The organism is Streptomyces sp. NPDC036984, assembly GCF_055607665.1.
Genome location: NZ_JBVJRL010000003.1, coordinates 580,258 through 605,496 on the forward strand (window position 1 = coordinate 580,258; position 25,239 = coordinate 605,496).

Genomic DNA, 25,239 nt, shown 5'->3' on the forward strand with positions numbered 1-25,239 from the left:
GTGGGGCAGCGCTGATGAGGGCAGGCCGCCGGGTCAGCCCACGAACGTGACGTCGGAGGTCAGCCAGCGGCTGTCCACCCGCACGAGATCGAGCTGGAGCCGGTAGGTGCGCGCCTGGCCCTCGGGTGCGGCGGTGTTGGTCACCAAGCTGTCGGCCACGACCAGGACCCGGGCCGAGCGCTCGTCGGACCGCACGATGCCCGCTTCCAGCACCTGCCCCTCGGACACCGACTTGTTCCGGGCGACGAGCTTCGTCAATTGCGCGGTCTGCGCGGCGAACTGCTTCTTGAAGTCGCCGGTGGCGCCCTTCAGCACGTTGCCGCTGTCCCGGCCGTAGTGCCGGTAGTCGAGCGAGGTGAAGTTCAGTGCCGACTGGCGGGCCGCCGCCAGGACGTCCTGACGGCGCTGCTCCACCTCTCGCCCGTCGGCCAGCCTCAGGCTCAGCCACACGGACAGCACGGTCGTCAGCGCGGTCGCGGTGACCAGCCCCACCGACAGCAGCCTCCTGCGCGCCCCTGTCATGCCATCGGTCCCACGAGCAGCCATTGCCACGACTCCTTTCCGAACACGGTCTGTTCGCCGCCCGTCGAGCCGATCTCGACGAGCGTTCCGTCCGGGCCGGTCGCGGTGCCGGTCTCCGGGTCGTACGGGGCCACGAACGCGGCCTGGTCGGCGCCGGCCGAACCGGCCCTCGCGCCGGGGGCGTTCTGCGCGCCGCGCACCGAGGTCTTGCTGCCGCGCGGTGCCGTGCAGCGCGCGCCGGTGTTCGCCGGGCGCCTGCCGGTGTCGGCGGGGTCGCGCCGCTGGGTGCCGTAGCCCTGGGTGCAGGCGGGCGGGTCGTCGGCGTTCACGGTCAGCCCGAAGTGGGTGGTGCCGTCGCCGGGGATGACCGTGTAGCTGCCCGCCACGTTGAGCGGGAGGGTGACCAGGGCCTGCTCGACGCCGGGCAGCCGGGCCACGGTGACCTGGCCGCCGCTGATGAGGTTGGCCAGCAGGACCGGCACGTGCGGTCGCGTGGACCTCAGCAGGGAGCCGACCTCCTGCGCGGCGGGCACCGTGTTGCCGATCAGCCGGCGCAGATCCCCGTCGCTCGACTTCAGCTGCGCGCTGAGCATGGCGAGATCGCGCGAGAACGACTCGATGGCCGAGCCCTGGTCGGCCTGCGTCTTGAGCACCTTCCGTGAGTCCTCGATCAGCGAGACCGTCTGCGGGAGCGCCTCGGACGCCGACTCCACCAGCGCGTTGCCGGAGTCCACCAGGCGGCTCAGATGCGGCCCGGTGCCGGAGAACGCCTTGCCCAGCTCGTCGACGGTGACGCGCAGATCGTCCCTGCCCACCGATGTGACCAGCCGGTCGAGGCTGAGGACCAGGTCGGTGACCGGCAGCGGGGTCCGGGTGCGGCTGCGCGGGATCGGACTGCCGTCGATGAGGTACGGCCCGCCCGACGTCCGCGGCTGGAGGTCGACATACTGCTCGCCCACCGCCGAACGGTTGGCGATCACCGCGAGGGTGTCGGCCGGGATCTTCGGGGCGCCGTCCTCGATGTCCAGGGCCACGGACACCCCGGATCCGGTCAGCTTCAGATCGCCCACGCGGCCCACCGGCACACCCCGGTAGGTGACCTCGGCGCCGGGGAAGACGCCCCCGGACTCGGCGAAGTCGGCGCGCACGGTGTAGCCGCGGGCGAGGAGGTCGTCCACCAGGCCGGTGTACCGCGCGCCGACGTACGACACCCCGAGGGCGGTGACGGTCGCGAAGGCGAGCAGCTGGGCCTTGACCGTACGTGTGATCACGGCAGTATCCCCTTCAGCATCAGCTCGGCGAGGCCGAGGTCGACCCCTGGCGGAAGGCGACGCGAGCCGTCCCCGGTGCCGTAGGCCGCGGTGCACACCGGCGGGCACAGGAGGGTGCCGCCGTCGGAGGGCGTCGAGGGCACGGCGGGTGCGGACGGGGTGTCCGGCAGGGACGGGGTGCCCGGGGCGGACGGCAGGGACGGGAGTGGGGTGGGCGTGGGGACGCCGGGAAGATCCGGGGTCCCGGGCGTCGGGGAGGGCTTGCCCTTGCCCGGCTTGTCGCTGACGTTGCCGTAGACGTCCGTCAGGTCGAGGTCGGCGGTGATCCTCAGGTTGACGTAGTCGCCCTTGATCGCGTCCGTGGCGTTGCGCGGGAACGGGTAGGTCGTCAGGATCTCGAGCGAGTTGGGCAGGTCGTCGCCCGCCTTGTTCAGTTCCTCCAGGATGGGCCGGAGTTTCTTGAGGTTGGCGACGGTGTCGTCCCGGGAGGCGTTCACCACCCTGGTGCCCGTCTTGCCCAGCTTGGACAGGGCGGTGAGCATCCTCGTCAGGTCCTTGCGCTGGTCGGCGAGGGCCTTCAGCGCGGGCGGCATGGTGTCGACGGCCCGGGCGATCGTCTTCTTCTCCTTCTTCAGCCGCCCGGCCAGCCGGTCGACGCCCTTGAGCGCACGCACGATCTCCGCCCGCTGGTCGTCGAGGCCGCCGAGGAACGTGTCGAGCTGCTTCAGCAGGGACCTCACCCGGTTCTCGCGGCCGCTGAGCGCCTTGTCCAGCTCGACGGTGATCGTCTTCAGCTGGGCCACCCCGCCGCCGTTGAGGAGCGCGGACAGGGCCGACAGGACCTCCTCGACCTCGGGGTTGCGGCCGCTGCGGGAGAGCGGGATGCGGTCGCCGTCGCGGAGCCGTCCGACGGGCCGAGTGCCGGCCGGCGCGGACAGGGCCACGTACTTCTCGCCGAGCATGCTGGTCTGCCTGAGGTCGGCGACCGCGTTGCCCGGCAGCTTCACCGAGTCGGCGATCCGCATCCGCACGCGCGCGTGCCAGCCGTTCAGCTCCACCTTCTCGACCGTGCCCACCGTGACGTTGTTGACCTTCACCGCCGACTGCGGGACCAGATCCAGTACGTCCCTGAACTCGACGGTGACGTGGTAGGCGTGGCCGTCCGAGGCGGCGGCGCCGGGAAGCGGGATGTCGTACCAGCCGTTGAACTCGCAGCCGGTCAGCAGCAGCGAGCCGACCGCCGTCCAGGCGGCCACCTGTCCCTTGCGCAGCGCGCTCATGCCCGCGCCCCCAGGATTCCGCCGAGGGTCCTGTCGACCGTGCCCGTCGCCGCCGGGGCCGACGGCACCTCGGGCAGGGAGTCGAGGAGTTTCTTCAGCCCGGCGCAGTTGTCGTGGTCGTCCCCGGTCGTCTTCAGGATCGAGCAGAGCAGGGCCGCCGGGTCCTGCGAGGTCTGCGCGTTGTTGCGGGTGTCGAGGGTGCCGGCGGCGGGGTTGTAGGCGTTCTGCAGGTTCGACAGGCCCGTGGGGGCGACGGTCAACAGCTCCTCCAGTGCGGCCCGTTGGGTGACGAGGACCTTGGTGACCTTGGACAGGCCCCGCACGTCCGAGGTCAGCGCCTTCTTGTTGCCCTTCACGAAGCCGGCCACGTCACCGAGCGCGGCGGCCAGGTACTTCAGCGCGGCCGCGAGATCCTTGCGCTCCCCGGCGAGCTGCTCGGCCACGTCGGCGAGATCGGTGTTGAACGCCCGCACGCTCGTGTCGTCCGCCGCCAGTGCGGCCGTGAACACCTGGAGGTTCCGCACGGTGCCGAACAGGTCGCCGCGCCCGTCGGACAGCGTGGTGACCGCCTGCGAGAGGTCCTCGACCGTCTGGTTGAGGTTCTCGCCCTGTCCCTGGAGGTTGTCCGCGCTCACCCCGAGCAGCCGGGACAGCGAGCCCTTCTTGTCGGCGCCGTCCGGGCCGAGCGCCTCGGCGGTGGTGTGCAGGCTGTCGAAGATCCGGTCCAGCTCGACGGGGACGGCCGTGCGGGACTCGGGGATGACGTCACCGTCGCGCAGCACCGGGCCCCTCCGGTACACCGGCAGCAGCTGCACGTAACGGTCGCTGACCACCGAGGAGTTGACGATGGCGGCCTGCGCGTCCGCGGGGACCTTGCGGCCCTGGTCGTACTCCAGCTCCACCCGTACCCGGCCGCCCTCCGGCGTGATCGTCCTGACCTCGCCGATGCGGACACCGAGGACGCGGACGTCGGAGCCGGGGTAGATGCCGACGGTGCGCGGGAAGTACGCCGTGACCCGGACGGGGTCGGGGTGCGGCCACAGGGCCACGGCGAGCGCCACGACGACGGCGAGCGCGGTGAACAGGGCCAGGAGTCTGCGGGTCATCGGGTGCCTCCCGCCCGTGGCGTGACCGGGGCGGCGACCATGTTCTGGACGTAGGAGTCGAACCAGCGGCCGTTGCCCAGGGTGTTGGTGAAGAGCCGGACGTACGGCGCGAGCAGCCGGACGCTGCGGTCGAGGCTCGACTGGTTGCGTTCCAGCATCTTCACGAAGACGTTGAGGTTCTTCAGGGCGGGTCCGATCTCCTTGCTGTTGTCGTCGACCAGGCCGGACAGCTCGATTCCCAGCAGCGCGGAGCTCTTGAGCAGCTTGTGGATGGCCGTGCGCCGCTTGCCGATCTCCTTGAACAGCTCGTCGCCGTCCTTCACCAGCGCGGAGAAGTCCTTCGTGTGGCCGGCCAGCACCTTGGTGACTCCGTTCGCGTGATCGAGGAGCCCGCGCAGCGCCTTGTCCCGCGAGGCGACCGTCCTGGAGATCCTCGACAGTCCCTTGATCGACGCGCGCACCTCCGCGGGCGAGTCCTGGAAGGTGACGGAGATCGTGTCCAGCGCCTTCGCGAGCCGGTCCGTGTCGACCTCCTCGGTGGTGGTCGTCAGGTCGCTGAAGGCCTGGACGACGTCGTACGCCGACACGGTCCGCCCGATCGGGATCTCGCTGCCCGGCCTCAGCCGGCCGTGCCCCTTCGGGTGCAGGGCCAGGTACTTCGCTCCGAGGATCGTCTTGACCCGGATCGACGCGCCGGTGTCGGTGCCGAGCGCCGGGTCGCCCTTCACCTTGAAGGTGACCTTGACGTGGTCGCCGTCGAGGTCGACGTCCTCGACCTTGCCGACCTTGACCCCGGCGATCCGCACCTCGTCGCCCGGCTTGAGCCCGCCCGCCTCCGAGAAGGCCGCGCTGTACGTGTCGCCGCCGCCGATCAGCGGCAGGCTGTCGGCGTTGAACGCGGCGACCGTGAGCAGCGCGAGGACGGTGAGGCCGACGGCGCCGACGACGACCGGGTTGCGCTCGCGGAAGGGCTTCAGCCGCGGGCGCTTCAGCCGGATCCCGGGCAGCTTCGGCGGCAGGACGCGCACCTTCACCAGGGGTTCGGGGCGGGCCTTGCGCCGGGGCAGCCGGGGGAGTTTCGGCAGCCGCGGTGGCAGCACCCGTACCTTCACCAACGGCTCGGGGCGACGCTGCCGTAGGACACGCAGTCTCATCCGCCACACCTCGCCCGTGCCACGTGCAGCTCCGGAGTGATCACCTGCTTGGTCCTCGGCAGCACGATCCGGCCGTCGAAGTCGCAGAGGTAGAAGTTGAACCACGAGCCGTAGGACGCCGTCCCGGTCAACTTGTCGAGCTTGTTCGGCAGCCGTTGCAGGACGCCCTCCACGGTCTTCTCGTTGTCGTTCAGCGTTCCGGTGAGCCGGCCCAGACCGGCGATGTCGTCCTTCAGCGGCGGACGCGCGTCCTTCAGCAGCCCCGATGTGACCTCCGTGAGGTCACCGATGCTCACCAGTGACTTCCCGATGGGCTTGCGGTCGGCGGACAGCCCCGAGATCACCCGGCGCAGCTGCTTGAGCAGCCCGGAGAAGCGGGAGCCGCGCTTGTCGAGCGTCTCCAGCACGGTGTTGAGGTTGTCGATCACCGAGCCGATCAGCTGGTCGCGGTCGGCGAGGGTGGTGGTGAGCGAGGCGGTGTGCGCGAGCAGGCTGTTCACCGTTCCGCCCTCGCCCTGGAGGGTCCTGATGATCTCGGTGGCGAGTTGGTTGACGTCGCTCGGGCTGAGCGCGGCGAACAGCGGCTTGAAGCCGTTCAGCAGCGCGTTGAGGTCCAGCGCAGGCTGGGTCCTGGACAGCGGGATCGTGCCGCCCGGCCGCAGCCGGGTGGTGCCGTCGCCGGTGCCCTCGGTCAGCGCGATGTACCGCTGCCCGACCAGGTTGCGGTAGCGGACGACCGCGTGGGTGCCCGCGAGCAGCGGCCGGTCCGCGGTGACGGTGAACGTGACCTCGGCCAGGGTCCGGTCCGTGATCCGGATGTCCTCGACCTCCCCGACCCGTACGCCGGCCACCCGGATGTCGTCGCCCGTCTCCAGTCCTGTGACGTCGCTGAAGACCGCGTGGTAGCTGTCCTTCGGGGTGAACGAGACGTTGGCGATGGTGGCGGCCAGCAGGGCCGTCGCCGCGATCGTCACCAGCGCGAAGAGACTGAACTTGATCAGTGGGGCGGCGGTCTGCCGGGCTCCTGCCCTGCTCATGCGACACTCACCGCCGTTCCGCGCGCGAGCGGCCCGAACAGCAAGGTCGCGACGGGCGGCACCTCGTCCGCGGGGACACCCATGACGGGGGCCACGAGTGAGCCGACGGCCCGCTGCTCGGCCTCGGTGGCGGACACGTTGACACCTCCGGGGCGCGCGCCGCCGGAACTCCGGGCGGACGTGCCGTCGTCGAGACGGGGTTTCGGGCCGGGCACCTGCGGATGCGGCAGGCCTCGGCAGTCGGGACCGGACCGCTCGCCGTAGACCGGCTCCTCACCGGGCCGGTACGCCCCCTGCGGCCGGACGACTTCAAGGGTGATCCGCATTTCCCCGCCCCGGAACGCGTCCTCCGACGCCTCCTCCTGCCGGACCAGGCCCTTCAAAAGGCAGGGATACTCGGGGGAGTAGCGGGCGAACAGCTCCAGCGTGGGGCGCGAGACACGGCCCAGGGTGATCAGCCGGTCGCCGTTCTCGGACAGGAAGTCGTTCGCGGTGCCCGCCATGGCAGCGGTCGAGCGGAGCCCTGCGGCCAGCTGGTCCCGCTTCTCCACGATCGTGCGGCTGGTGGTGACCGTGTTGCGCAGGATCCGCATCAGGTCGGGCGCGGCGTCGCCGTAGACCTCGGCGACGTCGGCGAACCGCGAGATGTCCTCCTTGATCGACGGCAGGTGGGGGTTGAGGTGGCGCAAGTAGCCCTCGACCCGGGTCAGGTTGTCGCCGATCCGGTCGCCGCGGCCCTCCAGTGCGGTGGCGAACGCCGACAGCGTGGCGTTGAGTTCACCCGGCCGGACGGTCCGCAGCAGCGGCAGCAGGTCGTTCATCAGCTGCTGCACCTCGATCCCGACCTTCGTACGGTCCTGGGTGATGACGTCTCCGGCGCGGATGGACCGAGCCGACGAGTGCGCAGAGCGGGCGGGCGCCACCAGGTCGACGTACTTCTCGCCGAACAGCGTCTTGGGCAGCAGACGGGCGTGCACGTCGGCGGGGATGTCCGTGACGTACTGGGGCTTGAGCGCGATGTCGAGCGTGGCCTTGGTGCCGTCGGCGTGCACCTCGCGCACCTCGCCGACCAGCAGCCCGCGCAGCTTGACGTCGGCGCGCGGATCGAGCTGGTTGCCGAGGGCGTCGGCCTGCAGGGTGACCCGTACGACGGACGTGAACGCCTGCTGGTAGACGGCGACCGCGAGCGACAGCAGCAGTGCGAGCACGGCGATGAACGCGATGCCGTACAACCTGAGTCTCAGCACTCTCACCCGCCTCACCCCGCGATCCGGACGGTCGTGTTGGCGCCCCAGATCGCGAGGCTCAGGAAGAAGTCCAGGACGTTGATGGCGACGATCGACGTCCGCACCGCCCGACCCACCGCGACGCCGACGCCCGCCGGGCCGCCGCTCGCGTAGTAGCCGTGGTAGCAGTGCACCAGGATGATCAGCACGGCGAAGACGATCACCTTGCCGAAGGACCAGAGCACGTCCACCGGTGGCAGGTACTGCTGGAAGTAGTGGTCGTAGGTGCCCGTGGACTGCCCGTAGTACCCCGTGGTGATGGTGCGGGCGGCCAGATAGGACGACAGCAGCCCGATCACGTACAGCGGGATCACGGCGACGAAGCCGGCGATCATCCTCGTCGTCACCAGGAACGGCAGCGAGGGGACGCCCATCACCTCCAGCGCGTCGGTCTCCTCGCTGATCCGCATCGCGCCGAGCTGCGCGGTGAAGCCGGCGCCGACCGTCGCGGACAGGGCGAGTCCGGCCACCAGCGGGGCGATCTCCCGGGTGTTGAAGTACGCCGACAGGAACGCCACGAAGTTGGAGGTGCCGAGCTGGTTGAGGGCCGCGTAGCCCTGGAGGCCGACCTCGGTGCCGGTGAAGAAGGAAAGGAAGGCGATCACGCCGACCGTTCCGCCCACGACGGCGAGCGCGCCACGCCCGAAGCTCACCTCGGCGAGCAGCCGCAGGACCTCCTTCTTGTAGCGGCGCAGGGTACGGCCCGTCCACGCCAACGAACGGCCGTAGAAGGACAGTTGGATGCCCAGCTCTTCGAGCGAGCGCAAGGGGCGGTCGAGAGGTCTCATCGGCTAACCCCTCTGCGGGACGACCTGGAAGTACACCGCGGTCATCACGAAGTTGGTCACGAACAGCAACATGAAGGTGATCACCACGGACTGGTTGACGGCATCGCCCACGCCCTTCGGACCACCCTTGGCGGTGAGCCCCTTGTACGAGGCGACGATCGCCGCGATCGCCCCGAACACCAGCGCCTTGATCTCGGCCGCCCACAGGTCGGACAGCTGGGCGAGCGTCGTGAAGGAGGCCAGGTAGGCGCCCGGCGTGCCGTTCTGGAGGATGACGTTGAAGAAATAGCCGCCTGCGACACCGACCACCGAGACCAGGCCGTTGAGCAGCACGGCCACGACCATCGAGGCCAGCACGCGGGGTACGACGAGCCGGTGGATCGGGTCGATGCCGAGCACCTGCATCGCGTCGATCTCGTCCCGGATCTTGCGCGCCCCGAGGTCCGCGCAGAGCGCGGTACCGCCCGCGCCCGCGATCAGCAGCGCCGTGACGATCGGCGAGGCCTCGCGCAGGACGGCGAGCACGGACGCGGCACCGGAGAAGGACTGCGCACCCAACTGCCGTGTCAGGCTGCCGATCTGGAGCGCGATGACGGCCCCGAAGGGGATCGACACCAGCGCCGTCGGAAGGATCGTGACGCTCGCCACGAACCACGCCTGCTGGATGAACTCCCTTGCCTGGAAGGGCCGTCGGGGCAGGGTCCGGACGACGTCCAGTGCCATCGCGAACAGGTCGCCCGAGTGCCGCAGCGCACTCGTCGGGGAGAGCCTCATGCGCTGCTCACCCCCGTCCCGTGCAGCTGGGCCTCACGTCTCGCGATCGCCTCCCAGCGGGGCGGGCGGGTGATGCCGGGGCTGGGCAGCAGGCGGGGTGGCGGCGCGTCGCCCGTGCCGCCGTCGTCGATCCCGGCCAGCTCCTGCTCGACCTGCGCCGCGTCCTTCTCCTCCGCCATGCCGATCGGCCCTTGCATCCGGCCGTTCAGGAACTGCCGTACGACGGGCTCGTCACTGGTCAGCAGTTCTTCGCGGGGCCCGAACATCACCAGCTCGCGCCGGAACAGCAGCCCGATGTTGTCGGGCACCTGGCGGGCCGAGGCGATGTCGTGGGTGACGATCAGGAAGGTGGCGTCGATCTGTGCGTTGAGATCGACGATGAGCTGGTTGAGATAGGCGACGCGCACCGGGTCCAGGCCCGAGTCCGGCTCGTCGAAGAGGATGATCTCCGGGTCGAGGACCAGGGCGCGGGCCAGCCCGGCCCGCTTGCGCATACCGCCGGAGATCTCGCCGGGCAGCTTTCCCTCGGCGCCGATCAGCCCGACCATGTCCATCTTCTCCAGCACGATCCGCCGGATCTCGCTCTCGGACTTGCGGGTGTGTTCGCGCAGCGGGAAGGCGATGTTGTCGTACAGGTTCATCGAGCCGAACAGCGCGCCGTCCTGGAACAGCACCCCGAACAGCTTCCGCACCTCGTACAGGTCGTGCTCACGGAGCTTCGTGATGTCCCGGCCCGCGACCTTCACCGAGCCGCGCTCCGGCTTCAGCAGCCCGACGAGCGTCTTGAGGAACACCGACTTGCCCGTCCCCGAGGGGCCGAGCATCACCGAGACCTCCCCGGCCGGCAGCGCCAGCGAGACGTCCTGCCAGATGACCTGGTGGCCGAAGGACTTGGTCAGCCCTTCCACACAGATCTCGACACCCATCCGGTTCCACCCTTCGCCCGTGGAGCAGCTCCGACATCTGCTCTACGGGGAGGGGCGGGGCGTCCGTCGCGGCGACCGTGAAATTTTTTTCCGGTCGGGTTCACGACCTGCTACGGCGGCTTGCGGCGGGTGCTGCTCGGGGTGCTAGGGCAGCTTCACGGACGGCAGGCTCGGGGTGGGCACGGGAAGCGAAACGGACGGGCGGGCCGGTGCCGAGGGGAGCGGCGGCACCGACGGTACGGACGGCACCGACGGCTCCACCGGCAGAGTGGGAAGGGCAGCCGAGGAGACCTCCGGCAGGGGCGGCACAGAGAGGGGTACGACGGGTTCAACGGCGGACGGCCGAGTCGCCGCCCGACTCGGAGCAGCCACCGACGGCCTGCGTGTCTCCGGTGCGCGGACCTGCCCGGTGGTGTCCGTCCGCAGCACCTGCGCTCCGCTGGACACCGCCGGCCGCCGCGGAGTGGGAGCGGCCCCGCCACCGTGCGCGTCGAGCGCGTACGGCAGCATGAAGCCCGCCACCGCCAGCGTCGCCGCCGTCGAGGTGACCGCCACGGCCTGCACCTTGCCGTCCCCGCGCGGCCGCCCGCGCCCGATCAGGAACAGGACGAGTCCCAGCGTCCCGGCCAGCGAGGCTCGCAGCGTCCGCCGGGCCCGGGCCAGCAGCGACTCGACGGTCCGGTAGCTCAGACCCATCCGCACGGCGACCTGGCCGACGTCCAGGTCCTCGGACTTCAGCCGCAGTGCCTCCGCCTGCCGGGCGGGCAGCTCCCCGCTGCGCACGGCGAGCCACTTCGCCTCGGCCCGGTCGCACACCGCCTCCTCGACGGGCACCGGGCCCGGCGCGACGAGCATGGGGCGGCTGCCGACCTCGGCCTCGCGGTTGACCTGCCGGTGCCGGTCGACGCACAGCCGCATCGTCACCGTCGTCAGCCAGGCGCCGAGCCGCTCGTCGTCGAGGTCGGGGCGCTCCGCGGCCCTGAGCATCGCCTCGTGCACGGCGTCCTCGGCGTCCTCCGGGCTCATCGAGCGGCGCCGGGCCACCTTGAGCAACTGCTCGCGGTGGCTCCACATGCGCTGCCAACGTTCGTCGGCGGCCTCTGTGTCCGCAGGCATGTCCGTCGCCATGAGGGCCCCTTCGCACTCACCCGCCGGTCCTGTGCTCCCGGCGGGTGGCGACATTACCGCCGGGTATCCGCGGTTGTGGAGGGGGAGACGCTCATCGTGTTCTAGCCGTTGCCCGTCGTCAGCGGCCCCGTGTCGGGCAGCACCCCGCCGCCGGGCAGCGTGAGGGCCGGCTCGGGGAGGGGCGCCACCGGCGTCTTCGACTCCTTCGGGACGTCGGCCGGACGGGACGGGGCGGGCGAGGGCGAGGGCGAGGCGGGCGGTTCCGGCGGCGTGGGCCTCGGGACCGGGCTCCGGTCGGGCGACGGCTCGGGCGTGGGCTTCGGGGGCCTGGTACGGGACGGCTTCGGCCGGTCCCGGGACTCGCCGGACGCGTCGGGCACCACGCGGTGCCCGGTGAGGTAGTACGCGTACCAGGCCTTGACCGTGCGCAGATAGGCCTCCGAGTGGTTGTAGCCGAGGATCGCCCGGTCCAGGTCGGCGGGGTCCCACAGGTCCCGGCCGCCCGCGCACAGGTAGCGGCCGGCGGCCAGCGCCGCGTCGTACACGTTGTCCGGGTCCGCCCGCCCGTCGCCGTTGCCGTCCGCGCCCCAGTGGGCCCAGGTCGACGGGATGAACTGCATGGGGCCGACCGCGCGGTCGTACTCCGTGTCCCGGTCGTAGGCGCCGCCGTCGGTGTCCGGTACGACGGCGAAGGCGCCCCCCGTCAGCCGGGGACCGAGGATCGGCGTCACCGTCGTACCGTCCGAGGTCACCCGGCCGCCCCGCGCCTGCCCCGACTCCACCTGCCCGATCGCGGCCAGCAGCTGCCAGCGCAGCCGGCAGCCGGGCGCGGTGTGTGCCAGCTCCGTCTCGGCCCGCCGGTACGCGTCGAACACGCTCGCGGGCAGTGCACCCCCCTTCACTCCCTGTGCCGAGGCCTCCTCACGGGTCCGCAGCGGGGGCAGGTCGGTGCGGAAGGGGGTGTCGCCGGACACGCTGGGGCCGTGTTCAGCGGGTGCCGCCTTCCGAGCGGACTCCGAGGCCTGCGCCGATACCGCCCCCGGCGCCTGGGACGCGGTCAGCACGGCCATCGCCGTCGCCGCGATCGCCGTCCCCCGGGCGCCTCTGAACACGCCTCTCCCGAATGTGCGCACCTCGCGGTCCCTTCCCTGTGCGGTCTCCGTCCTCTGCTCTACGCGGGCGGGCGGTCCGTCCGTCGCAGGAAGACCGCGGGAAGCCGGGATTCGCGCGAGGCCGGGTGGGTCCGGGCGTCCGTTAAGGTCTCCCCAAGCGGTCTGGGCGGTCGGACGCCGCCGCCGCGGACCTGGCGGAACGCGCGGGTCGGAGCAGATGCCATGGGGGCACAGTGCGACTGAAAGTGGAGTTCACGACCGAGCCCTTCGACCTGGACGAGGCACCCGCGCACGCGCTGGCGGCCCGCGAGGTGATCGAGGCGGCGGAGCTGGACGCGGTGGACGTCGGCCCGTTCGGCAACACGGCGGAGGGCGGCGCCGACGCGGTGCTGACCGCCGTGGACGCGCTGCTGCGCAAGACCCTGGAAGCCGGGGCCACCCGGATCTCGCTGCAGGTCAACGTGATCGGAGGGGGCGAGTGACCGGCAACGGGGACGAAACCTTCATCACGGCGGTGAAACCGCTGGTCGACGCCATGGGCGGGGAGCTGCTCCCGCCGGACGAGGCCGGTCCCGAGGACGTCGTCCTCGCCTGGCAGGGCGTCGACGTCGTCGCCGTACGCCTGCCCCAGCTGGCCGACTCCCTCGACCACATTCTCGCCGCCATGGAGCGCCGGGAGGGCCGACCGCTGGCCGACCTGGACCGCAAGGCGAAACAGGAGGTCGTACGGATACTGGAGGCGCGCGGCGCCTTCGCCGTGCGGCACGGCGTGGAGACCGTGGCGAGCGCGCTGGGCGTCAGCCGCTTCACGGTCTACAACTACCTCAACCGGGAGAAGGGGGCCTGAACGCGGCCGCGGGATCCGTCGGGGGACCACCGAATTTTCAACAAAGTGTTGACGTCGTGTTTCGGAGGGCGTTAGCTGTTCGCAGCCCGTTCAGCACGAAGGCCGAATCCGGCCACGGAGGCTCCCGTGACGTCGACTTCCACGCCCCCGGGCCTGGCCCGGTTCAACGATCTCGGGGAGCGCGCGGCCCTCGCCGCCCTCCACGAGGCGTGCGCCTCCACCGAGTGGGCCCGGCGGCTGCTCGCCGCCCGCCCGTACGCCACCGTGGAGGACCTCTACACCGCCAGCGACGCCGCCATGGCCGAGCTGACCACCGCGGACCTTCAGGAGGCGATGGCCGGGCACCCGCCGATCGGGCGCCCCAAGCCCGGCGACCCGACCTCCGCCCGCGAGCAGCGCGGCATGGCCGGCGCCTCCGACGCACTCAAGGCGGAGATGCTCGAACTCAACCTGGCCTACCAGGAGAAGTTCGGCCATGTCTTTCTCATCTGCGCCACCGGCCGGACCGGCGAGCAGATGCGGGACGCGGTCAAGGAGCGGATCGGGAACTCGCCGGAGCAGGAGCGGGAGATCGTCCGCACCGAGCTGGGCAAGATCAACCGCATCCGACTGGCCCGACTCGTCGAAGAGGACGCCTGACACCATGAGCACCAGCACCACCGCCTCCGTGTCCACGCACATCCTGGACACCTCGATCGGCCGCCCCGCCGAGGGCGTCGCCGTCCACCTCTCCGCCCGCGGCGGCAGATCCGCCCATTACGGGCAGGGAGGGGACTGGCAGGCGCTCGGCGGCTCCGCGACCGACCCCGACGGCCGGTGCAAGGACCTGCCGGCGCTGCCGGAGGGGACCACCCACGTACGGTTGGACTTCGCCGTCGAGCCGTACTTCGAAGGAAAAACTGCGAAGAAGCAAGCCGATGCGCAGCAGGACGCCCCCGCGAATCGGGACAGCGGTGCCGTGTTCTTCCCCGAGGTGGCGATCACCTTCGCCGTGAAGCCCGGGGAGCATTACCACGTACCGCTGCTGCTCAACCCGTTCGGCTACTCCGTTTACCGAGGGAGCTAGCTACATGACCGTCAATTCCCGCCCTGCCCGCCCGGTCATCCTGGGACAGAACCAGTACGGCAAGGCCGAGAACCGAGTCGTCAAGATCACGCGGGACGGCGCCACCCACCACATCAAGGACCTCAACGTATCGGTCGCGCTGAGCGGCGACATGGAGGAGGTCCACTACTCCGGCTCCAACGCCAACGTCCTGCCGACCGACACCACCAAGAACACGGTGTTCGCGTTCGCCAAGGAGCACGGCATCGAGTCCGCCGAGCAGTTCGGCATCCACCTCGCCCGGCACTTCGTCACCAGCCAGGAGCCGATCCACCGGGCGCGGATCCGCATCGAGGAGTACGCCTGGGAGCGGATCGAGACCTCCGACGCCAACTCCAAGTTCATCGGCGCGGACGAGGTCAAGCACTCCTTCGTCCGCAAGGGCCAGGAAACCCGCCTCACCCAGATCACCTACGACGGCGAGCAGTGGGAGATCGTCTCCGGCCTGAAGGACCTGGTCGTCATGAACTCGACCAACTCCGAGTTCTGGGGCTACGTCAAGGACAAGTACACCACCCTCCAGGAGGCGTACGACCGCATCCTGGCCACCCAGGTCTCCGCCCGCTGGCGGTTCAACTGGACCGACGACGAGCAGAAGATGCCCAACTGGGAGAAGTCCTACGAGCAGACCAGGAAGCACATGCTCCAGGCCTTCGCCGAGACGTACTCCCTGTCGCTCCAGCAGACGCTGTACCAGATGGGTGCGCGCATCATCAACAACCGCAGCGAGATCGACGAGGTCCGCTTCTCGCTGCCGAACAAGCACCACTTCCTGGTGGACCTGGAGCCGTTCGGTCTCAAGAACGACAACGAGGTCTACTTCGCCGCCGACCGCCCCTACGGCCTCATCGAGGCCACCGTCCTGCGGGACGGCTGTGAGGCCCGTATCCCGGTCGACATGACCAACCTCTGACGCGGGACGCGCGCCCCCGGCCCGGCCATCCGGGCCGGAGGCCCGCGACACCGGAGGGAACGAAATGGCACAGCCTGCGAAGGGGCCCGACACAGCCCCGTGTTCCACCCCACCGGTGCACACCGAGGACGCCGTCACGTCCGTGCACCCGGTGGACGAGAAGCTCCGCTTCCCGCGGCTCGTCCCCGCCGCGCTCCAGCACATCGCCGCGATGTACGCGGGCGTCGTCACTCCTCCGCTCATCGTCGGCCAGGCCTGCGGACTCGACACCGCGGCCCGCACCCGGCTCATCGCCGGCGTCGTCTCCCTCACCCGGGTGCGCACGGTGGCCCTCGGCGCCGGCATCATCCCGCTGGCCGCGCCGACCTTCTACGCCGGTTTCCCGGCCTGGGCGCAGACCGTGCTCGGCTCCGGCATCAGCGCGGGCGCGCTCGTCGCGGTCCTGCTCAACCTGTTCTTCCATCACCTCGGCACCCGGAGCCGGCAGCCGGCCCCGGCACTCAAATCCTCCTAGGGTCCTGCCGTGCCCTCCCCGTGGACACTCTCCCGTTCTCGGGCCGTCACTGAAAGACAAGGAAGCACGATGGCACCATCGGCAGCCCAGCGCATCATCATCGAGAACTGTGCGATCGCCACCGTGGACGCGGGCGACACGGAGTACGCCTCCGGGTACCTCGTCCTCGCCGGCAACCGGATCGAGTCGGTCGGCGCGGGCAAGGCCCCCGAGGGCCTGGAGAACGTGGTGCGCCGGATCGACGCGAGCGGCCATCTGGCCACGCCCGGTCTGGTCAACACCCACCACCACTTCTACCAGTGGATCACCCGGGGCCTGGCCACCGACCACAACCTGTTCAACTGGCTGGTCGCGCTCTACCCCACCTGGGCGCGCATCGACGAGCAGATGACGTACGCGGCCGCACAGGGGTCCCTCGCCATGATGGCCCGCGGCGGTGTCACCACCGCCATGGACCACCACTACGTCTTCCCGCACGGCTCCGGCGACCTGTCCGGGTCGATCATCCGGGCCGCCGCCGAGATGGGCGTCCGCTTCACGCTGGCCCGCGGCTCGATGGACCGCAGCGAGAAGGACGGCGGCCTGCCGCCGGACTTCGCCGTGGAGACGCTGGAGGGCGCGCTCGCCGCGACCGAGGAGACCGTACGGAAACACCACGACGCCTCCTTCGACGCGATGACCCAGGTGGCGGTCGCCCCCTGCTCGCCGTTCTCCGTCTCCACCGAGTTGCTGCGCCAGGGCGCCGAGCTGGCCCGCCGGCTCGGGGTGCGGATGCACACCCACGGCTCGGAGACGGTGGAGGAGGAGAAGTTCTGCCACGAGCTGTTCGGCATGGGCCCGACGGACTACTTCGAGTCCACCGGCTGGCTCGGCGAGGACGTGTGGATGGCGCACTGCGTTCACATGAACGACTCCGACATCGCCGCGTTCGGCCGTACCAAGACCGGTGTCGCCCACTGCCCGTCCTCCAACGCCCGGCTCGCGGCCGGCATCGCCCGCGTCCCCGACATGCTCAAGGCGGGCGTCCCGGTCGGCCTCGGCGTCGACGGCACCGCCTCGAACGAGTCCGGCGAACTCCACACCGAGCTGCGCAACGCCCTGCTGATCAACCGCCTCGGCGCCCACCGCGAGGCCGCGCTGAACGCCCGTCAGGCGCTGCGGCTCGGCACCTACGGCGGCGCCCAGGTCCTCGGCCGCGCCGAGCAGATCGGCTCGCTGGAGCCGGGCAAGCTGGCCGACCTGGTCCTGTGGAAGATGGACACGCTCGCCCACGCCTCCATCGCCGACCCGGTCACCGCGCTGGTCTTCGGCGCGGCGGCCCCGGTCACCGCGTCCTTCGTCAACGGCCGACAGATCGTCGAGAACGGCCGCCTGGTCGCCGTCGACGAGGACGCCATCGCCGTCTCCACCCGGGCGGAGGCCCAGCGCCTGGCCCGGATCGCCGCACAGGCCTGACACCGGGCCCCACAGACTCCGGCCGGGAGGGACGGCTCCCGGCCGGGACCGTGGATCCGAGCGGGATCCACGGCAAGCCGTCTCCAGGGTGCGCGCCGACGCGCGCGCCCTGGAGACGGTCACCCCCCACCGCTCACCCACCGCTCGATTCCATCCCCCCCGTCACGGTCCCGCACGACCCGCACCACCTCCTGAAACCCACGTCGACGGCGACGTGTTACCCGACCGGAGGAGCCGCCGTGGCCGCCCATCCCGTAGACGAGAAACTCCCCGCCCTGAAAATGGTGACCAGCGGCCTGCAGCACGTGGCCGCCATGTACGCAGGAGTCGTCGCCCCACCGCTCATCGTCGGCGCAGCCATCGGGCTGTCCGCCACCGACCTGACCTTTCTGACCGGCGCCTGCCTGTTCACCGCGGGCCTCGCCACCTTCCTCCAGACGCTCGGCATCTGGAAGATCGGCGCCCGCCTGCCCTTCGTCAACGGCGTCACCTTCGCCGGTGTCGCCCCCATGACCGCCATCGTCGCCTCGACCGAGGACAAGTCGGACGCCCTGCCGATCATCTTCGGCGCGGTCATCGTCGCCGGACTCCTCGGCTTCCTCGCCGCCCCCTTCTTCAGCAAGGCGATCCGCTTCTTCCCGCCGGTCGTCACCGGCTCCGTCATCACCCTGATCGGCGTCTCCCTCCTGCCGGTCGCCTTCGGCTGGGCCCAGGGCCCCGACCCCAGGGCCGACGACTACGGCTCCACGACCTACCTCACCCTCGCCGGCATCACCCTGCTGATGGTCCTGCTGCTGCGCCGCTTCACCCGCGGCTTCGTCAAGCAGATCGCCGTACTGCTCGGTCTGATCGCCGGCACCCTCGTCGCGATACCGTTCGGCGTGACGGACTTCAGCCCCGTCGCCCACGCCGACGTGGTCGGCTTCCCCACCCCGTTCCACTTCGGCGCGCCCCAGTTCCAGCTCGCCGCGATCCTCTCGCTCTGCGTCGTGATGGTGGTCTCCATGACCGAGTCGACCGCCGACATGCTGGCGCTCGGCGAGATCGTGGAACGCCCCGCGGACGAGAAGATCATCGCGGCCGGTCTGCGCGCCGACACCCTCGGCTCGGCGCTCAGCCCGCTGTTCAACGGCTTCATGTGCAGCGCCTTCGCCCAGAACATCGGGCTCGTCGCGATGACGCGCATCCGCAGCCGGTACGTCGTCGCCACCGGCGGAGGCTTCCTGGTCCTGATGGGCCTGTGCCCGATGGCCGCCTCGCTCATCGCGGTGGTGCCCCGCCCGGTGCTCGGCGGCGCCGGCGTCGTCCTGTTCGGCTCGGTCGCCGCGAGCGGCATCCAGACCCTGGTCCGGGCCGGCCTGGACAGGGACAACAACGTGCTGATCGTCGCCGTTTCCCTCGCGGTCGGCATCATCCCGATCACCGCGCCCGAGTTCTACCACGCGTTCCCAGAGACCGCGAAGATCGTCCTGGACTCGGGCATCTCCACGGGCTGCGTCACGGCCGTGGTGCTCAACCTCCTCTTCAACCACCTCGGCAAGGACCGCGAGGCCCAGGACGTCACCCATCCGATGGAGGCGGGGGAGGAGATCGCCGCTGTCCACTGACACCGACGCCCAGGACTTAGAAGGCCGGGGGACACGGGGACGGCGCCGTGACCCCCGGCCCAGTCATGAGGCCGGCGCACCGCCCGGTCTGCTCGGGATTCAGCCGTGGCCGCCCGGTCCGTCCCGACCGGCAGTGCCGCCACGCCGGAGTGCGAACTCACCCAGGTCGCAGACGAGTTGTACGACACCCTGCGACGGCTGACCGACTGGGCCGAGTGCAACCGGGTGTACGTCGCCGAGGCACGGGCGGCCTACGACGCCGAGCACCGGCCCGAGTCGCTCGACGCGTAGCCGCCCGGCGGGCTAGGTCCTGTCGTCAAACTCCCGACGTCCTGCCCCTGTGGCGGCAGTACGCCGCCGTGCTGCGTACCTGGGGGTTCTCGGTGTGGACCGGGATCCTCAACGCGGCGGACCACGGCGTCCCCCGGACCCGCCGTCGCGCGGTCCTCCTCCCCTCCCGAGTCCGTATCGCCGAGCCGCCACCACCCACGCACGCCCAGATCGCCGAGCCCACATCGTTGGGTCCCACCCACCAACCGCGCCGCTCGCCGATGGTTCGGCCTCCCGCCCCTCCCTCTGTCGTAAGAGTTGCCTGAGCAAGCCGTTGAGCTGGGTGAACACGCCTTCCTGCTGCCACTTGGCGAAGTAGCCGTAGACCGTGTTCCAGTGCGGGAAGTCGTGCGGGAGGTAGCGCCACTGCACGCCGGTGCGGTCCACATACAGGATCGCGTTCAAGATCTCGCGAAGGTCGTGCTCGGCGGCCGGCCGAAGTCCAGAGCCCTGCCGCGGCGCTCGAAGCGCCAGGCAGCAAGGGCCTTCCCCACCGAGCAGGCCGCCCTGCAGTGCGTCTACATGGCCATCATGTCGCTCAAGGGCCAGGCCCGCTGGACCATGCGCTGGAAGACCGCACTGAACGCTTTCGACATCACCTTCGACGGCCGACTCCCAGCGGCCCGTCAGTAACGCTCGCAGCGTCTGGGCCGCCACCGCTGGATCGTCGAACGGGCCGTGTCCCTTGCGGTCCTACCGACCGGCGGGAACCGTAAAGGTGCGACGCGGCTGCTGCCGCTGCGGCGAGGCATCGTGCCCGCAATCGCTCGCCGCGGAACGAAGCACGGCATCGGGCTGGGCACTACCGCTGGGTGATCGAGCGGGGCTTCGCCTGGTTGCAAGGCTTCCGACGCCTGCGGAGCCGTTGGGAACGGCGAGCCGATATCCACGAAGCGTTCCATGGACTCGCCTACTGCCTCATCACCCACCGACAGATCCATTCACTACACGCGCAACTCCGAACTTCTGTGGCAGGCACGGGATTTCGTGGATGAGCACGGCCTTGGTCACGCCCGCCTTGCATACTTGCTGCCATGGCGACCTATGACACGCTCGGTACGACGTATGCCCGGACCCGACAGCCTGATCCGCGGATCGCCGCGCAGATCTACGCTGCACTCGGGGACGCCACAGACGTGGTCAACGTCGGAGCGGGCAGTGGTTCGTACGAACCGCCACAGACGGTCCTCGCGGTTGAGCCCAGCCGGATCATGATCAACCAGCGTTCGCCGGGAGCGGCGCCAGCGGTGCAGGCCGTCGCAGAACACCTCCCGCTGCGCGACGACGCCGCCGATGCCGTCATGGCATTGCTGACCGTCCACCATTGGACCGACTTGACGGCCGGAATCAGAGAACTGCGCAGGGTTGCGCGCCGCCGAATTGTCATCCTGACATGGGACCAGCACATCTTCCGCGAGCGGTTTTGGCTCGTACGCGACTACCTCCCGGAGGCAGCAGCGTACGACGACACCCGCGCCATCCCTACTGACCAGTTGATCGATCTGCTCGGCGGAGGGCGACAGGAACCGGTCTGCATCCCCCACGACTGCGTCGACGGCTTCGGCGCCGCATACTGGCGCCGCCCACACGCCTACCTCGACTCGCACGTGCGCGCGGGGATCTCCATGCTGGCCCAGAGCGGCGACGACGCACTCGCGCCGGGGCTGACCCGGCTCGCGGACGACTTGAGGGTCGGCCGCTGGCACACCCGCTACGCCGAGTTGCTTACGCTCGAAGCCATTGACGTTGGCTACCGGCTACTCGTGACCGACCACTGAGTGCCTGAGAAGGACGGTCGCCCGGACCACCGACACCAGCTGCGGCGGGGAGTGCAGCCTCAGCTCGTCTGAGCTCCGTGATCATTGCGGCAGGCCGGACTCGGCCGCCCGGCGGAAGACGCCCCCGCACGCTCCTAACGAAATGATCTCCGAGGTGGTTGGATCACTCCGAGACCGATGATCCGGGAGTGCGGGGTGGCGCGGCCGAAGCCGCGGGAAGCCGACGACGAGTTGGGGACAGTTATCGAGCCGCTGCTGCTCAAGGTGGAACGACGGAATCCGGCAATCCAGGGCGCAGACGGCATCCGGACCGGCTGGTGTTCCACGGCTCCTGTTTCTTCTGCACACTGGGATCGCTTGGGAGCACTTGCCGCAGGAACTCGGCTTCGGCTCGGGCATGACCTGCTGGCGGCGCCTGGCTGAGTGGACCGAGGCCGGGCTGTGACCCCCGACTCCACGAGGTCCTGCTCGCCCACCCCGCAGCGCGAACGCCCTGGACTTCTCCAGGCAGCCGTCGACGGCTCCCACATCCGCGCGTTAGGGAGGGAGCCAAGACCGGACGAAGCCCCGTCGACCGGGGCAAGACGGGCAGCAAACACCGATGCCCCCGGCATCCCGCTCGCTACCACCCTGACCGCCGGCAACCGCAACGACGTCACCCAGCTGATCCCACTACTCCAAGCCGTGCCGTCCGTGCACGGCAAGCACGACGGGCCCGGGCGCCGCCCGGACGTGGTACTGGCCGATCGCGGCTACGACCACGACAACCACCGCCGCGTCTGGGGCCTCGGTGTGAAGCCACTGATCGCCCGACGCGGCACCGCGCACGGCTCCGGCCTGGGGGTCCCAACGCTGGGTCGCAGGGCGCACGTTCGCCCACCTGCACTGGTTCCGCCGCCTACGGATCCGCTGGGGAGATCCGCGACGACATCCACGAAGCCTTCCCCACCCTCGGATGCCCGCTCTTCTGCTGGCGCCGACTGGCAGTAGTTCAGCGGCGCCACTCGTAAGCTCCTGGCGAAGTCCGAAGGACTTCGCTTGGGCCACTCCCGCCGCACCTGTTCGAGCAGCCTCCGTTGATCGTTCGCAGACGCTCGGATGGATCCGGCCGCGGCTTCGCAGCTCGGAGGCGGCCGACCTGTGGACGTGGCTGGTGATCGCCGCCTACGCCCGGCTCCGGCTCGCACGTCCGCGGCGGCCCTGGAGAAGCCGGCCAAGCCGAACAGACTGACCCTGCCCGCGTCCGGCAGGGATTCAGGAACCCGCGCGCGAAGACCAGTTCGCAAGCCGGTGCACCGAAACCGTACCGCCCCGGGGCCGGCCGGCCGCCAGGCTCGAAGAATCGTCGGCTGGCCACCCGTCACGACGTTGGCAGAATCCTCATGACCGGCGAGGCATATGGCCGACCCGCCCACCACAAGCTCAGTACGAAACCCCCGCCGCGCTGGACAAACAACAAGCTAAGCCCCCGTCCCTTGCCCTCGGCCGTGCTTCACCGTGACTTGCGATGACGCGACCGCGTGCGGGCGCGCTTCACGGCTTGGTGGCGGGAAAGACAAAAAAGCCGTCGTCGGTGTGGAGCCAGCCGTAGTCGGTCTGGTCGAAGTGCGGGACGAGCTCTCCGGGCAGGTCTTTGATGAGCACCTTCTTGGTGCGGGCCTCCACCGCGATGACGGTCGCCTTGGCGTCGGCCGAATTCTCTTGCTGGGTGCCGTAGAGCACTCCTGTGGGCGAGAGCTCCTTGGCCTCCATGAGTGTCTCACCCTCCTGCTGGTCCCACAGCTTCTCGCCGGTCTTCAGGTCCCAGACCATGGCGCCGTTCTCCTCGGTGGTCGCCGCGAGTTGCTGCGTCTGGTCGAGAACGGGGGCCTCGTCGGAGTCGTAGACGGGACCGGCGGCGAGCGCCTTCGGCGAGGTGAGGTCGTACGTGGCGATCACGCTCTTGCCCAGTCCGCCGGACCCCCACCGGGTGAGGATCTTCCCGTCGGCGACGCGCAGCACCTCCAGGCCGGCGGCGCGTTCACCGTTATCGAGGACCTGGACACCCTTGGGCGGCTTGACGTCCTGGGTGCTCCACACCTTCTTGCCGGTCGCCAGCTCGTGCATCACCAGGTGTGTCTTCTCTCTGAAGTCGGTGCCGTACTTCGTCCCGCCGATGACGCTGAAGTAATAGTCACCGGTGATCAGCGGCGCTCCGGCGCCTTCCGCCTCGACCCCGAACGGCGCCGTACTGCCGAAGCAGTCCTCGTCCATCAGCTCGTTCTCACACTTGAACGATTTCACGGTGCCGGTGTCGATGGCGGTGGCCTTCACCTGCCTGGAGCCCGCGTCCGCCTCGATGAGGTAGCCGTCCTGGACATGCAGGCCCGAGCCGTCGCCTTCCCGTTGCACGCGGCCCAGCTTCTTCCCGGAGCCGTCGTAGACGGTGATGGTGACGGTGTGCTTCTCCGCACTGAGCCCGTCGGAGGGGGTGGTGGCCACGGACCTGACCTGGAGCGCGGGTACATCGCCGTGCCAGGTGGTGACTCCCACCTCCTCGTCGGAGAGCTTCAGCGTGCCGCGCACCTCACCGGTCTTGCGATCACGGAACTCAAGGGTCCCCGTTTCCGCTTCTCCCACCTCGGCTTTCTGGTCCCCGTACGCGGACTGGACGTCGACCATCCCGTCCTTGGAGAACACCAGGGTGTTTCCCATGCTGTAAGCCGCCTTCGGCACGTCTTTACCGGAAAGACCCCACACGGGCTGCTTCGCCAGCCCGGGGACAGCCGGCCCCTTGTACGCAGTGCCCTCGGGCGCGCTCTTCCCCCCCTTTGAACTGCTGGCCTTGGCCAGCGGGTTTCTGTCGTTCTTGTCGGCCCCCGAGCTGCACCCCACGACCAGCCCGAGCGACAGTGCGATTCCGGTAGCCGCCATGAGTCGATTCCGGTTCACGTCCCTACCTCCCTCGCCGCCGTCTCCAGCTCCTTGGCATGGACACACGCCATTGTTGATCAACCACCTTCCGATAAGAGTTGGGCCGGATTTCATGGTGTCCGCCCCCCCCACGGCCACTCGACTCAGGTGAGGACAAGACCGCCGCCAGGGGCCTCGCCATCACCCGCCCACGCCGGCCCTTGACCTGCGGGTCCTTCCACCCGATCATGGGCCGAGGCGAACCTCGCGCTCTTCGACTACATCGGCTTCTGCAACAGCCGGCGCATCCAGGAACGACTCGGCTTCCTCAACCGCATCGAGTTCGAGGAGAAGCACCACACCGCACGGGCGACAGCCGAACAAGCGAACCTGGCAGCACCCTCCTGGCCAGCTGATCAGCACCTCCCGCTCAACGGAGGAACCTCAGAAACCGGTCAGGTGGGCCGGGCCGGGACGGCCGCCCAGCTGGGTCGGGTGCTGGCCGGGCGCGCTGTCGTTGCGATCGTGCCCCGCAACCGAGTCGGCCCACTTATGGGGGCCGGTAGGGGCTCTTGGTTCTTCAGGCACGGCGTTGCAGGACGACCCCTTGCCACTGGCTCAGCAGCTCGACGATTTCCTTGTAGGACGCTGCTTTTCATCGCCGTCGCGGTGTAGGTCAGCACGTCACTCACGGTGTGTGTGATGCTTCGAATGCTCAGCTCCAGGCAGGTCTCTTCGGCGGGTACGCAGCAACCAGCGGGGCCCGGGTGCGGCACGCGGCTCGCCGCGTCACGTCGCGTGAGGCGGGTAGTTGGTCGCGACGCACCCCTCTTCGAGGCGGACGACGGTATAGCCGACCTGGGGCGGCTCGAAGCCCGGGACGCAGTACAGGTAGAGGAGACCGCCCTCCAGCAGCTCCTTCTCAAAAATCCGGTCGGTCTGCACACCGAAGTCCCGGCCGATCATCATGGACCTCGTTCCTCGCTCCTCGCCGGCCGCCGCGGCCCAGCTCCGGACGAACTGCCGCATGTCCGAGGCGTGGAAGAAGTCGGTGCCGTACTCCCCCTCCTCCGTGTCGCACGTCCCCGCTCCGTCGACGCCGGCCATCTTCTCCTGAAGCTTCTCGAGCCTCCAGGGACTGCGATAGGTCACCTTCGTGCAGGGCAGTTTCGTACGGAGTAGCGCACCCACCGCCCCCTGGTCGGCTGCCGCCGGCAGGCTGTCCCGGTCGTTCTCTCCACACGCTGTCGCCAGGGCGGGCAGGAGCAGGAGAGCTGCACATGTAGCCAGTGTGCGAGAGCGGGACCGCGGGCGGACGCAGCCAGAAGCAGCCATGAGGTTTCCTGAACGACTCGAGGGATAAGCCGCCGGAACGCTAGTAACTCCGCCCGGCACCACGCCAGGTCATTCGAAC

General features: G+C 69.9%; 23 protein-coding genes and 7 pseudogenes. 15 read left to right on the top strand and 15 right to left on the bottom strand.

Features of this window, described 5'->3' with window-relative positions; genetic code table 11:
* Positions 1–33 precede the first annotated feature (33 nt).
* The 12 genes from ACZ7DL_RS09250 to ACZ7DL_RS09305 all read right to left on the bottom strand — a co-directional run bounded on the left by ACZ7DL_RS09250 (position 34) and on the right by ACZ7DL_RS09305 (position 12,384).
* The gene (locus ACZ7DL_RS09250; protein ID WP_470772709.1) at positions 34–546 is read right to left on the bottom strand and encodes a hypothetical protein; all 513 of its coding nucleotides are present in this window, start codon (positions 544–546) and stop codon (positions 34–36) included.
* Positions 519–1,793: an MCE family protein gene (locus tag ACZ7DL_RS09255; RefSeq protein ID WP_470772711.1), complete on the bottom strand. Its 1,275-nt coding sequence runs from the start codon at positions 1,791–1,793 to the stop codon at positions 519–521. The genes ACZ7DL_RS09250 and ACZ7DL_RS09255 overlap by 28 nt, the downstream gene beginning before the upstream one ends.
* Entirely contained in the window at positions 1,790–3,073 is a 1,284-nt protein-coding gene (locus ACZ7DL_RS09260; RefSeq protein WP_470772712.1) for an MCE family protein, read from the bottom strand. Before ACZ7DL_RS09260 ends, ACZ7DL_RS09255 begins: the two co-directional genes overlap by 4 nt.
* Complete coding sequence (locus ACZ7DL_RS09265) at positions 3,070–4,179, bottom strand: MCE family protein (RefSeq protein ID WP_470772713.1); 1,110 nt, start codon at positions 4,177–4,179, stop codon at positions 3,070–3,072. Before ACZ7DL_RS09265 ends, ACZ7DL_RS09260 begins: the two co-directional genes overlap by 4 nt.
* A complete protein-coding gene (locus tag ACZ7DL_RS09270) occupies positions 4,176–5,333 on the bottom strand; it encodes an MCE family protein (RefSeq protein ID WP_470772715.1) in 1,158 nt (385 codons plus the stop codon). Before ACZ7DL_RS09270 ends, ACZ7DL_RS09265 begins: the two co-directional genes overlap by 4 nt.
* Positions 5,330–6,370 (bottom strand): MCE family protein, encoded by a 1,041-nt coding sequence (locus ACZ7DL_RS09275; RefSeq protein WP_470772717.1) that lies wholly within the window; start codon positions 6,368–6,370, stop codon positions 5,330–5,332. The genes ACZ7DL_RS09270 and ACZ7DL_RS09275 overlap by 4 nt, the downstream gene beginning before the upstream one ends.
* Positions 6,367–7,623 (bottom strand): MCE family protein, encoded by a 1,257-nt coding sequence (locus ACZ7DL_RS09280; RefSeq protein ID WP_470772719.1) that lies wholly within the window; start codon positions 7,621–7,623, stop codon positions 6,367–6,369. The genes ACZ7DL_RS09275 and ACZ7DL_RS09280 overlap by 4 nt, the downstream gene beginning before the upstream one ends.
* A gap of 5 nt (positions 7,624–7,628) precedes the next feature.
* Complete coding sequence (locus ACZ7DL_RS09285; RefSeq protein WP_470772720.1) at positions 7,629–8,444, bottom strand: MlaE family ABC transporter permease; 816 nt, start codon at positions 8,442–8,444, stop codon at positions 7,629–7,631.
* A gap of 3 nt (positions 8,445–8,447) precedes the next feature.
* Entirely contained in the window at positions 8,448–9,218 is a 771-nt protein-coding gene (locus ACZ7DL_RS09290) for an MlaE family ABC transporter permease (protein WP_470772722.1), read from the bottom strand.
* The gene (locus ACZ7DL_RS09295; RefSeq protein ID WP_470772724.1) at positions 9,215–10,144 is read right to left on the bottom strand and encodes an ABC transporter ATP-binding protein; all 930 of its coding nucleotides are present in this window, start codon (positions 10,142–10,144) and stop codon (positions 9,215–9,217) included. Before ACZ7DL_RS09295 ends, ACZ7DL_RS09290 begins: the two co-directional genes overlap by 4 nt.
* Before the next feature lie 144 nt (positions 10,145–10,288).
* A complete protein-coding gene (locus ACZ7DL_RS09300; RefSeq protein WP_470772725.1) occupies positions 10,289–11,260 on the bottom strand; it encodes an RNA polymerase sigma factor in 972 nt (323 codons plus the stop codon).
* 113 nt (positions 11,261–11,373) lie between these two features.
* On the bottom strand, positions 11,374–12,384 hold the full coding sequence (locus ACZ7DL_RS09305; protein WP_470772726.1) for a lytic transglycosylase domain-containing protein: 1,011 nt from the start codon (positions 12,382–12,384) through the stop codon (positions 11,374–11,376).
* 233 nt (positions 12,385–12,617) lie between these two features.
* Here ACZ7DL_RS09305 and ACZ7DL_RS09310 point away from each other — a divergent pair, with 233 nt between their 5' ends.
* From ACZ7DL_RS09310 to ACZ7DL_RS09355, 10 genes and pseudogenes are all read left to right on the top strand, one after another.
* Positions 12,618–12,866, top strand: a complete 249-nt coding sequence (locus ACZ7DL_RS09310) for a YkoF family thiamine-binding protein (protein ID WP_470772728.1) — start codon at positions 12,618–12,620, stop codon at positions 12,864–12,866.
* Positions 12,863–13,231, top strand: a complete 369-nt coding sequence (locus ACZ7DL_RS09315) for a helix-turn-helix domain-containing protein (RefSeq protein ID WP_470772730.1) — start codon at positions 12,863–12,865, stop codon at positions 13,229–13,231. Before ACZ7DL_RS09310 ends, ACZ7DL_RS09315 begins: the two co-directional genes overlap by 4 nt.
* A 126-nt stretch (positions 13,232–13,357) precedes the next feature.
* Positions 13,358–13,870 carry a 2-oxo-4-hydroxy-4-carboxy-5-ureidoimidazoline decarboxylase gene (gene uraD, locus ACZ7DL_RS09320; RefSeq protein WP_470772732.1) on the top strand — a complete coding sequence of 171 codons (513 nt, stop codon included), beginning with the start codon at positions 13,358–13,360 and terminating at the stop codon, positions 13,868–13,870.
* 4 nt (positions 13,871–13,874) lie between these two features.
* Positions 13,875–14,297, top strand: a complete 423-nt coding sequence (gene uraH / locus ACZ7DL_RS09325) for a hydroxyisourate hydrolase (RefSeq protein WP_470772734.1) — start codon at positions 13,875–13,877, stop codon at positions 14,295–14,297.
* 4 nt (positions 14,298–14,301) lie between these two features.
* On the top strand, positions 14,302–15,249 hold the full coding sequence (gene pucL / locus ACZ7DL_RS09330) for a factor-independent urate hydroxylase (protein WP_470772735.1): 948 nt from the start codon (positions 14,302–14,304) through the stop codon (positions 15,247–15,249).
* A 325-nt stretch (positions 15,250–15,574) separates the two neighbouring features.
* Positions 15,575–15,763: pseudogene (locus ACZ7DL_RS09335) on the top strand (purine permease); the annotation flags it as partial.
* Positions 15,764–15,832: 69 nt separating this feature from the next.
* Positions 15,833–17,218: an 8-oxoguanine deaminase gene (locus tag ACZ7DL_RS09340; RefSeq protein WP_470772737.1), complete on the top strand. Its 1,386-nt coding sequence runs from the start codon at positions 15,833–15,835 to the stop codon at positions 17,216–17,218.
* Between the two features lie 239 nt (positions 17,219–17,457).
* Positions 17,458–18,825: a nucleobase:cation symporter-2 family protein gene (locus ACZ7DL_RS09345; protein ID WP_470772739.1), complete on the top strand. Its 1,368-nt coding sequence runs from the start codon at positions 17,458–17,460 to the stop codon at positions 18,823–18,825.
* A gap of 105 nt (positions 18,826–18,930) precedes the next feature.
* Positions 18,931–19,116: a hypothetical protein gene (locus ACZ7DL_RS09350; RefSeq protein WP_470772741.1), complete on the top strand. Its 186-nt coding sequence runs from the start codon at positions 18,931–18,933 to the stop codon at positions 19,114–19,116.
* 26 nt (positions 19,117–19,142) lie between these two features.
* Positions 19,143–19,352, top strand: a pseudogene (locus ACZ7DL_RS09355) (DNA cytosine methyltransferase); the annotation flags it as partial.
* A 19-nt stretch (positions 19,353–19,371) separates the two neighbouring features.
* On the opposite strand, the pseudogene ACZ7DL_RS09360 reads toward ACZ7DL_RS09355, so the two are convergent.
* Positions 19,372–19,649: pseudogene (locus ACZ7DL_RS09360) on the bottom strand (transposase); the annotation flags it as partial.
* Here ACZ7DL_RS09360 and ACZ7DL_RS09365 point away from each other — a divergent pair.
* The 5 genes and pseudogenes from ACZ7DL_RS09365 to ACZ7DL_RS09385 form a co-directional block, all read left to right on the top strand.
* Positions 19,624–19,788 (top strand): annotated as a pseudogene (locus ACZ7DL_RS09365) (IS256 family transposase); the annotation flags it as partial. The pseudogenes ACZ7DL_RS09360 and ACZ7DL_RS09365 sit on opposite strands and share 26 nt — an antisense overlap.
* A gap of 111 nt (positions 19,789–19,899) precedes the next feature.
* A pseudogene (locus ACZ7DL_RS09370) lies at positions 19,900–20,150 on the top strand (transposase); the annotation flags it as partial.
* 39 nt (positions 20,151–20,189) lie between these two features.
* Positions 20,190–20,933, top strand: coding sequence for a methyltransferase domain-containing protein (locus ACZ7DL_RS09375; protein ID WP_470772743.1), 744 nt, complete (start codon positions 20,190–20,192; stop codon positions 20,931–20,933).
* 177 nt (positions 20,934–21,110) lie between these two features.
* Positions 21,111–21,943, top strand: a pseudogene (locus ACZ7DL_RS09380) (IS5 family transposase).
* A 77-nt stretch (positions 21,944–22,020) separates the two neighbouring features.
* A pseudogene (locus ACZ7DL_RS09385) lies at positions 22,021–22,444 on the top strand (NF041680 family putative transposase); the annotation flags it as partial.
* 22 nt (positions 22,445–22,466) lie between these two features.
* Here ACZ7DL_RS09385 and ACZ7DL_RS09390 read toward each other — a convergent pair.
* Positions 22,467–23,627, bottom strand: coding sequence for an outer membrane protein assembly factor BamB family protein (locus ACZ7DL_RS09390; protein ID WP_470772745.1), 1,161 nt, complete (start codon positions 23,625–23,627; stop codon positions 22,467–22,469).
* A 987-nt stretch (positions 23,628–24,614) separates the two neighbouring features.
* On the bottom strand, positions 24,615–24,977 hold the full coding sequence (locus ACZ7DL_RS09395; RefSeq protein ID WP_470772747.1) for a hypothetical protein: 363 nt from the start codon (positions 24,975–24,977) through the stop codon (positions 24,615–24,617).
* Positions 24,978–25,239 lie beyond the last annotated feature (262 nt).

Coding starts and splice junctions, on each gene's coding strand:
- ACZ7DL_RS09250 (WP_470772709.1), bottom strand. CDS start 546: ATGGCTGCTCGTGGGACCGATGGCATGACAGGGGCGCGCAGGAGGCTG.
- ACZ7DL_RS09260 (WP_470772712.1), bottom strand. CDS start 3,073: ATGAGCGCGCTGCGCAAGGGACAGGTGGCCGCCTGGACGGCGGTCGGC.
- ACZ7DL_RS09265 (WP_470772713.1), bottom strand. CDS start 4,179: ATGACCCGCAGACTCCTGGCCCTGTTCACCGCGCTCGCCGTCGTCGTG.
- ACZ7DL_RS09270 (WP_470772715.1), bottom strand. CDS start 5,333: ATGAGACTGCGTGTCCTACGGCAGCGTCGCCCCGAGCCGTTGGTGAAG.
- ACZ7DL_RS09275 (WP_470772717.1), bottom strand. CDS start 6,370: ATGAGCAGGGCAGGAGCCCGGCAGACCGCCGCCCCACTGATCAAGTTC.
- ACZ7DL_RS09285 (WP_470772720.1), bottom strand. CDS start 8,444: ATGAGACCTCTCGACCGCCCCTTGCGCTCGCTCGAAGAGCTGGGCATC.
- ACZ7DL_RS09290 (WP_470772722.1), bottom strand. CDS start 9,218: ATGAGGCTCTCCCCGACGAGTGCGCTGCGGCACTCGGGCGACCTGTTC.
- ACZ7DL_RS09295 (WP_470772724.1), bottom strand. CDS start 10,144: ATGGGTGTCGAGATCTGTGTGGAAGGGCTGACCAAGTCCTTCGGCCAC.
- ACZ7DL_RS09300 (WP_470772725.1), bottom strand. CDS start 11,260: ATGCCTGCGGACACAGAGGCCGCCGACGAACGTTGGCAGCGCATGTGG.
- uraH (WP_470772734.1), top strand. CDS start 13,875: ATGAGCACCAGCACCACCGCCTCCGTGTCCACGCACATCCTGGACACC.
- pucL (WP_470772735.1), top strand. CDS start 14,302: ATGACCGTCAATTCCCGCCCTGCCCGCCCGGTCATCCTGGGACAGAAC.
- ACZ7DL_RS09340 (WP_470772737.1), top strand. CDS start 15,833: ATGGCACCATCGGCAGCCCAGCGCATCATCATCGAGAACTGTGCGATC.
- ACZ7DL_RS09375 (WP_470772743.1), top strand. CDS start 20,190: ATGGCGACCTATGACACGCTCGGTACGACGTATGCCCGGACCCGACAG.
- ACZ7DL_RS09390 (WP_470772745.1), bottom strand. CDS start 23,627: ATGGGAAACACCCTGGTGTTCTCCAAGGACGGGATGGTCGACGTCCAG.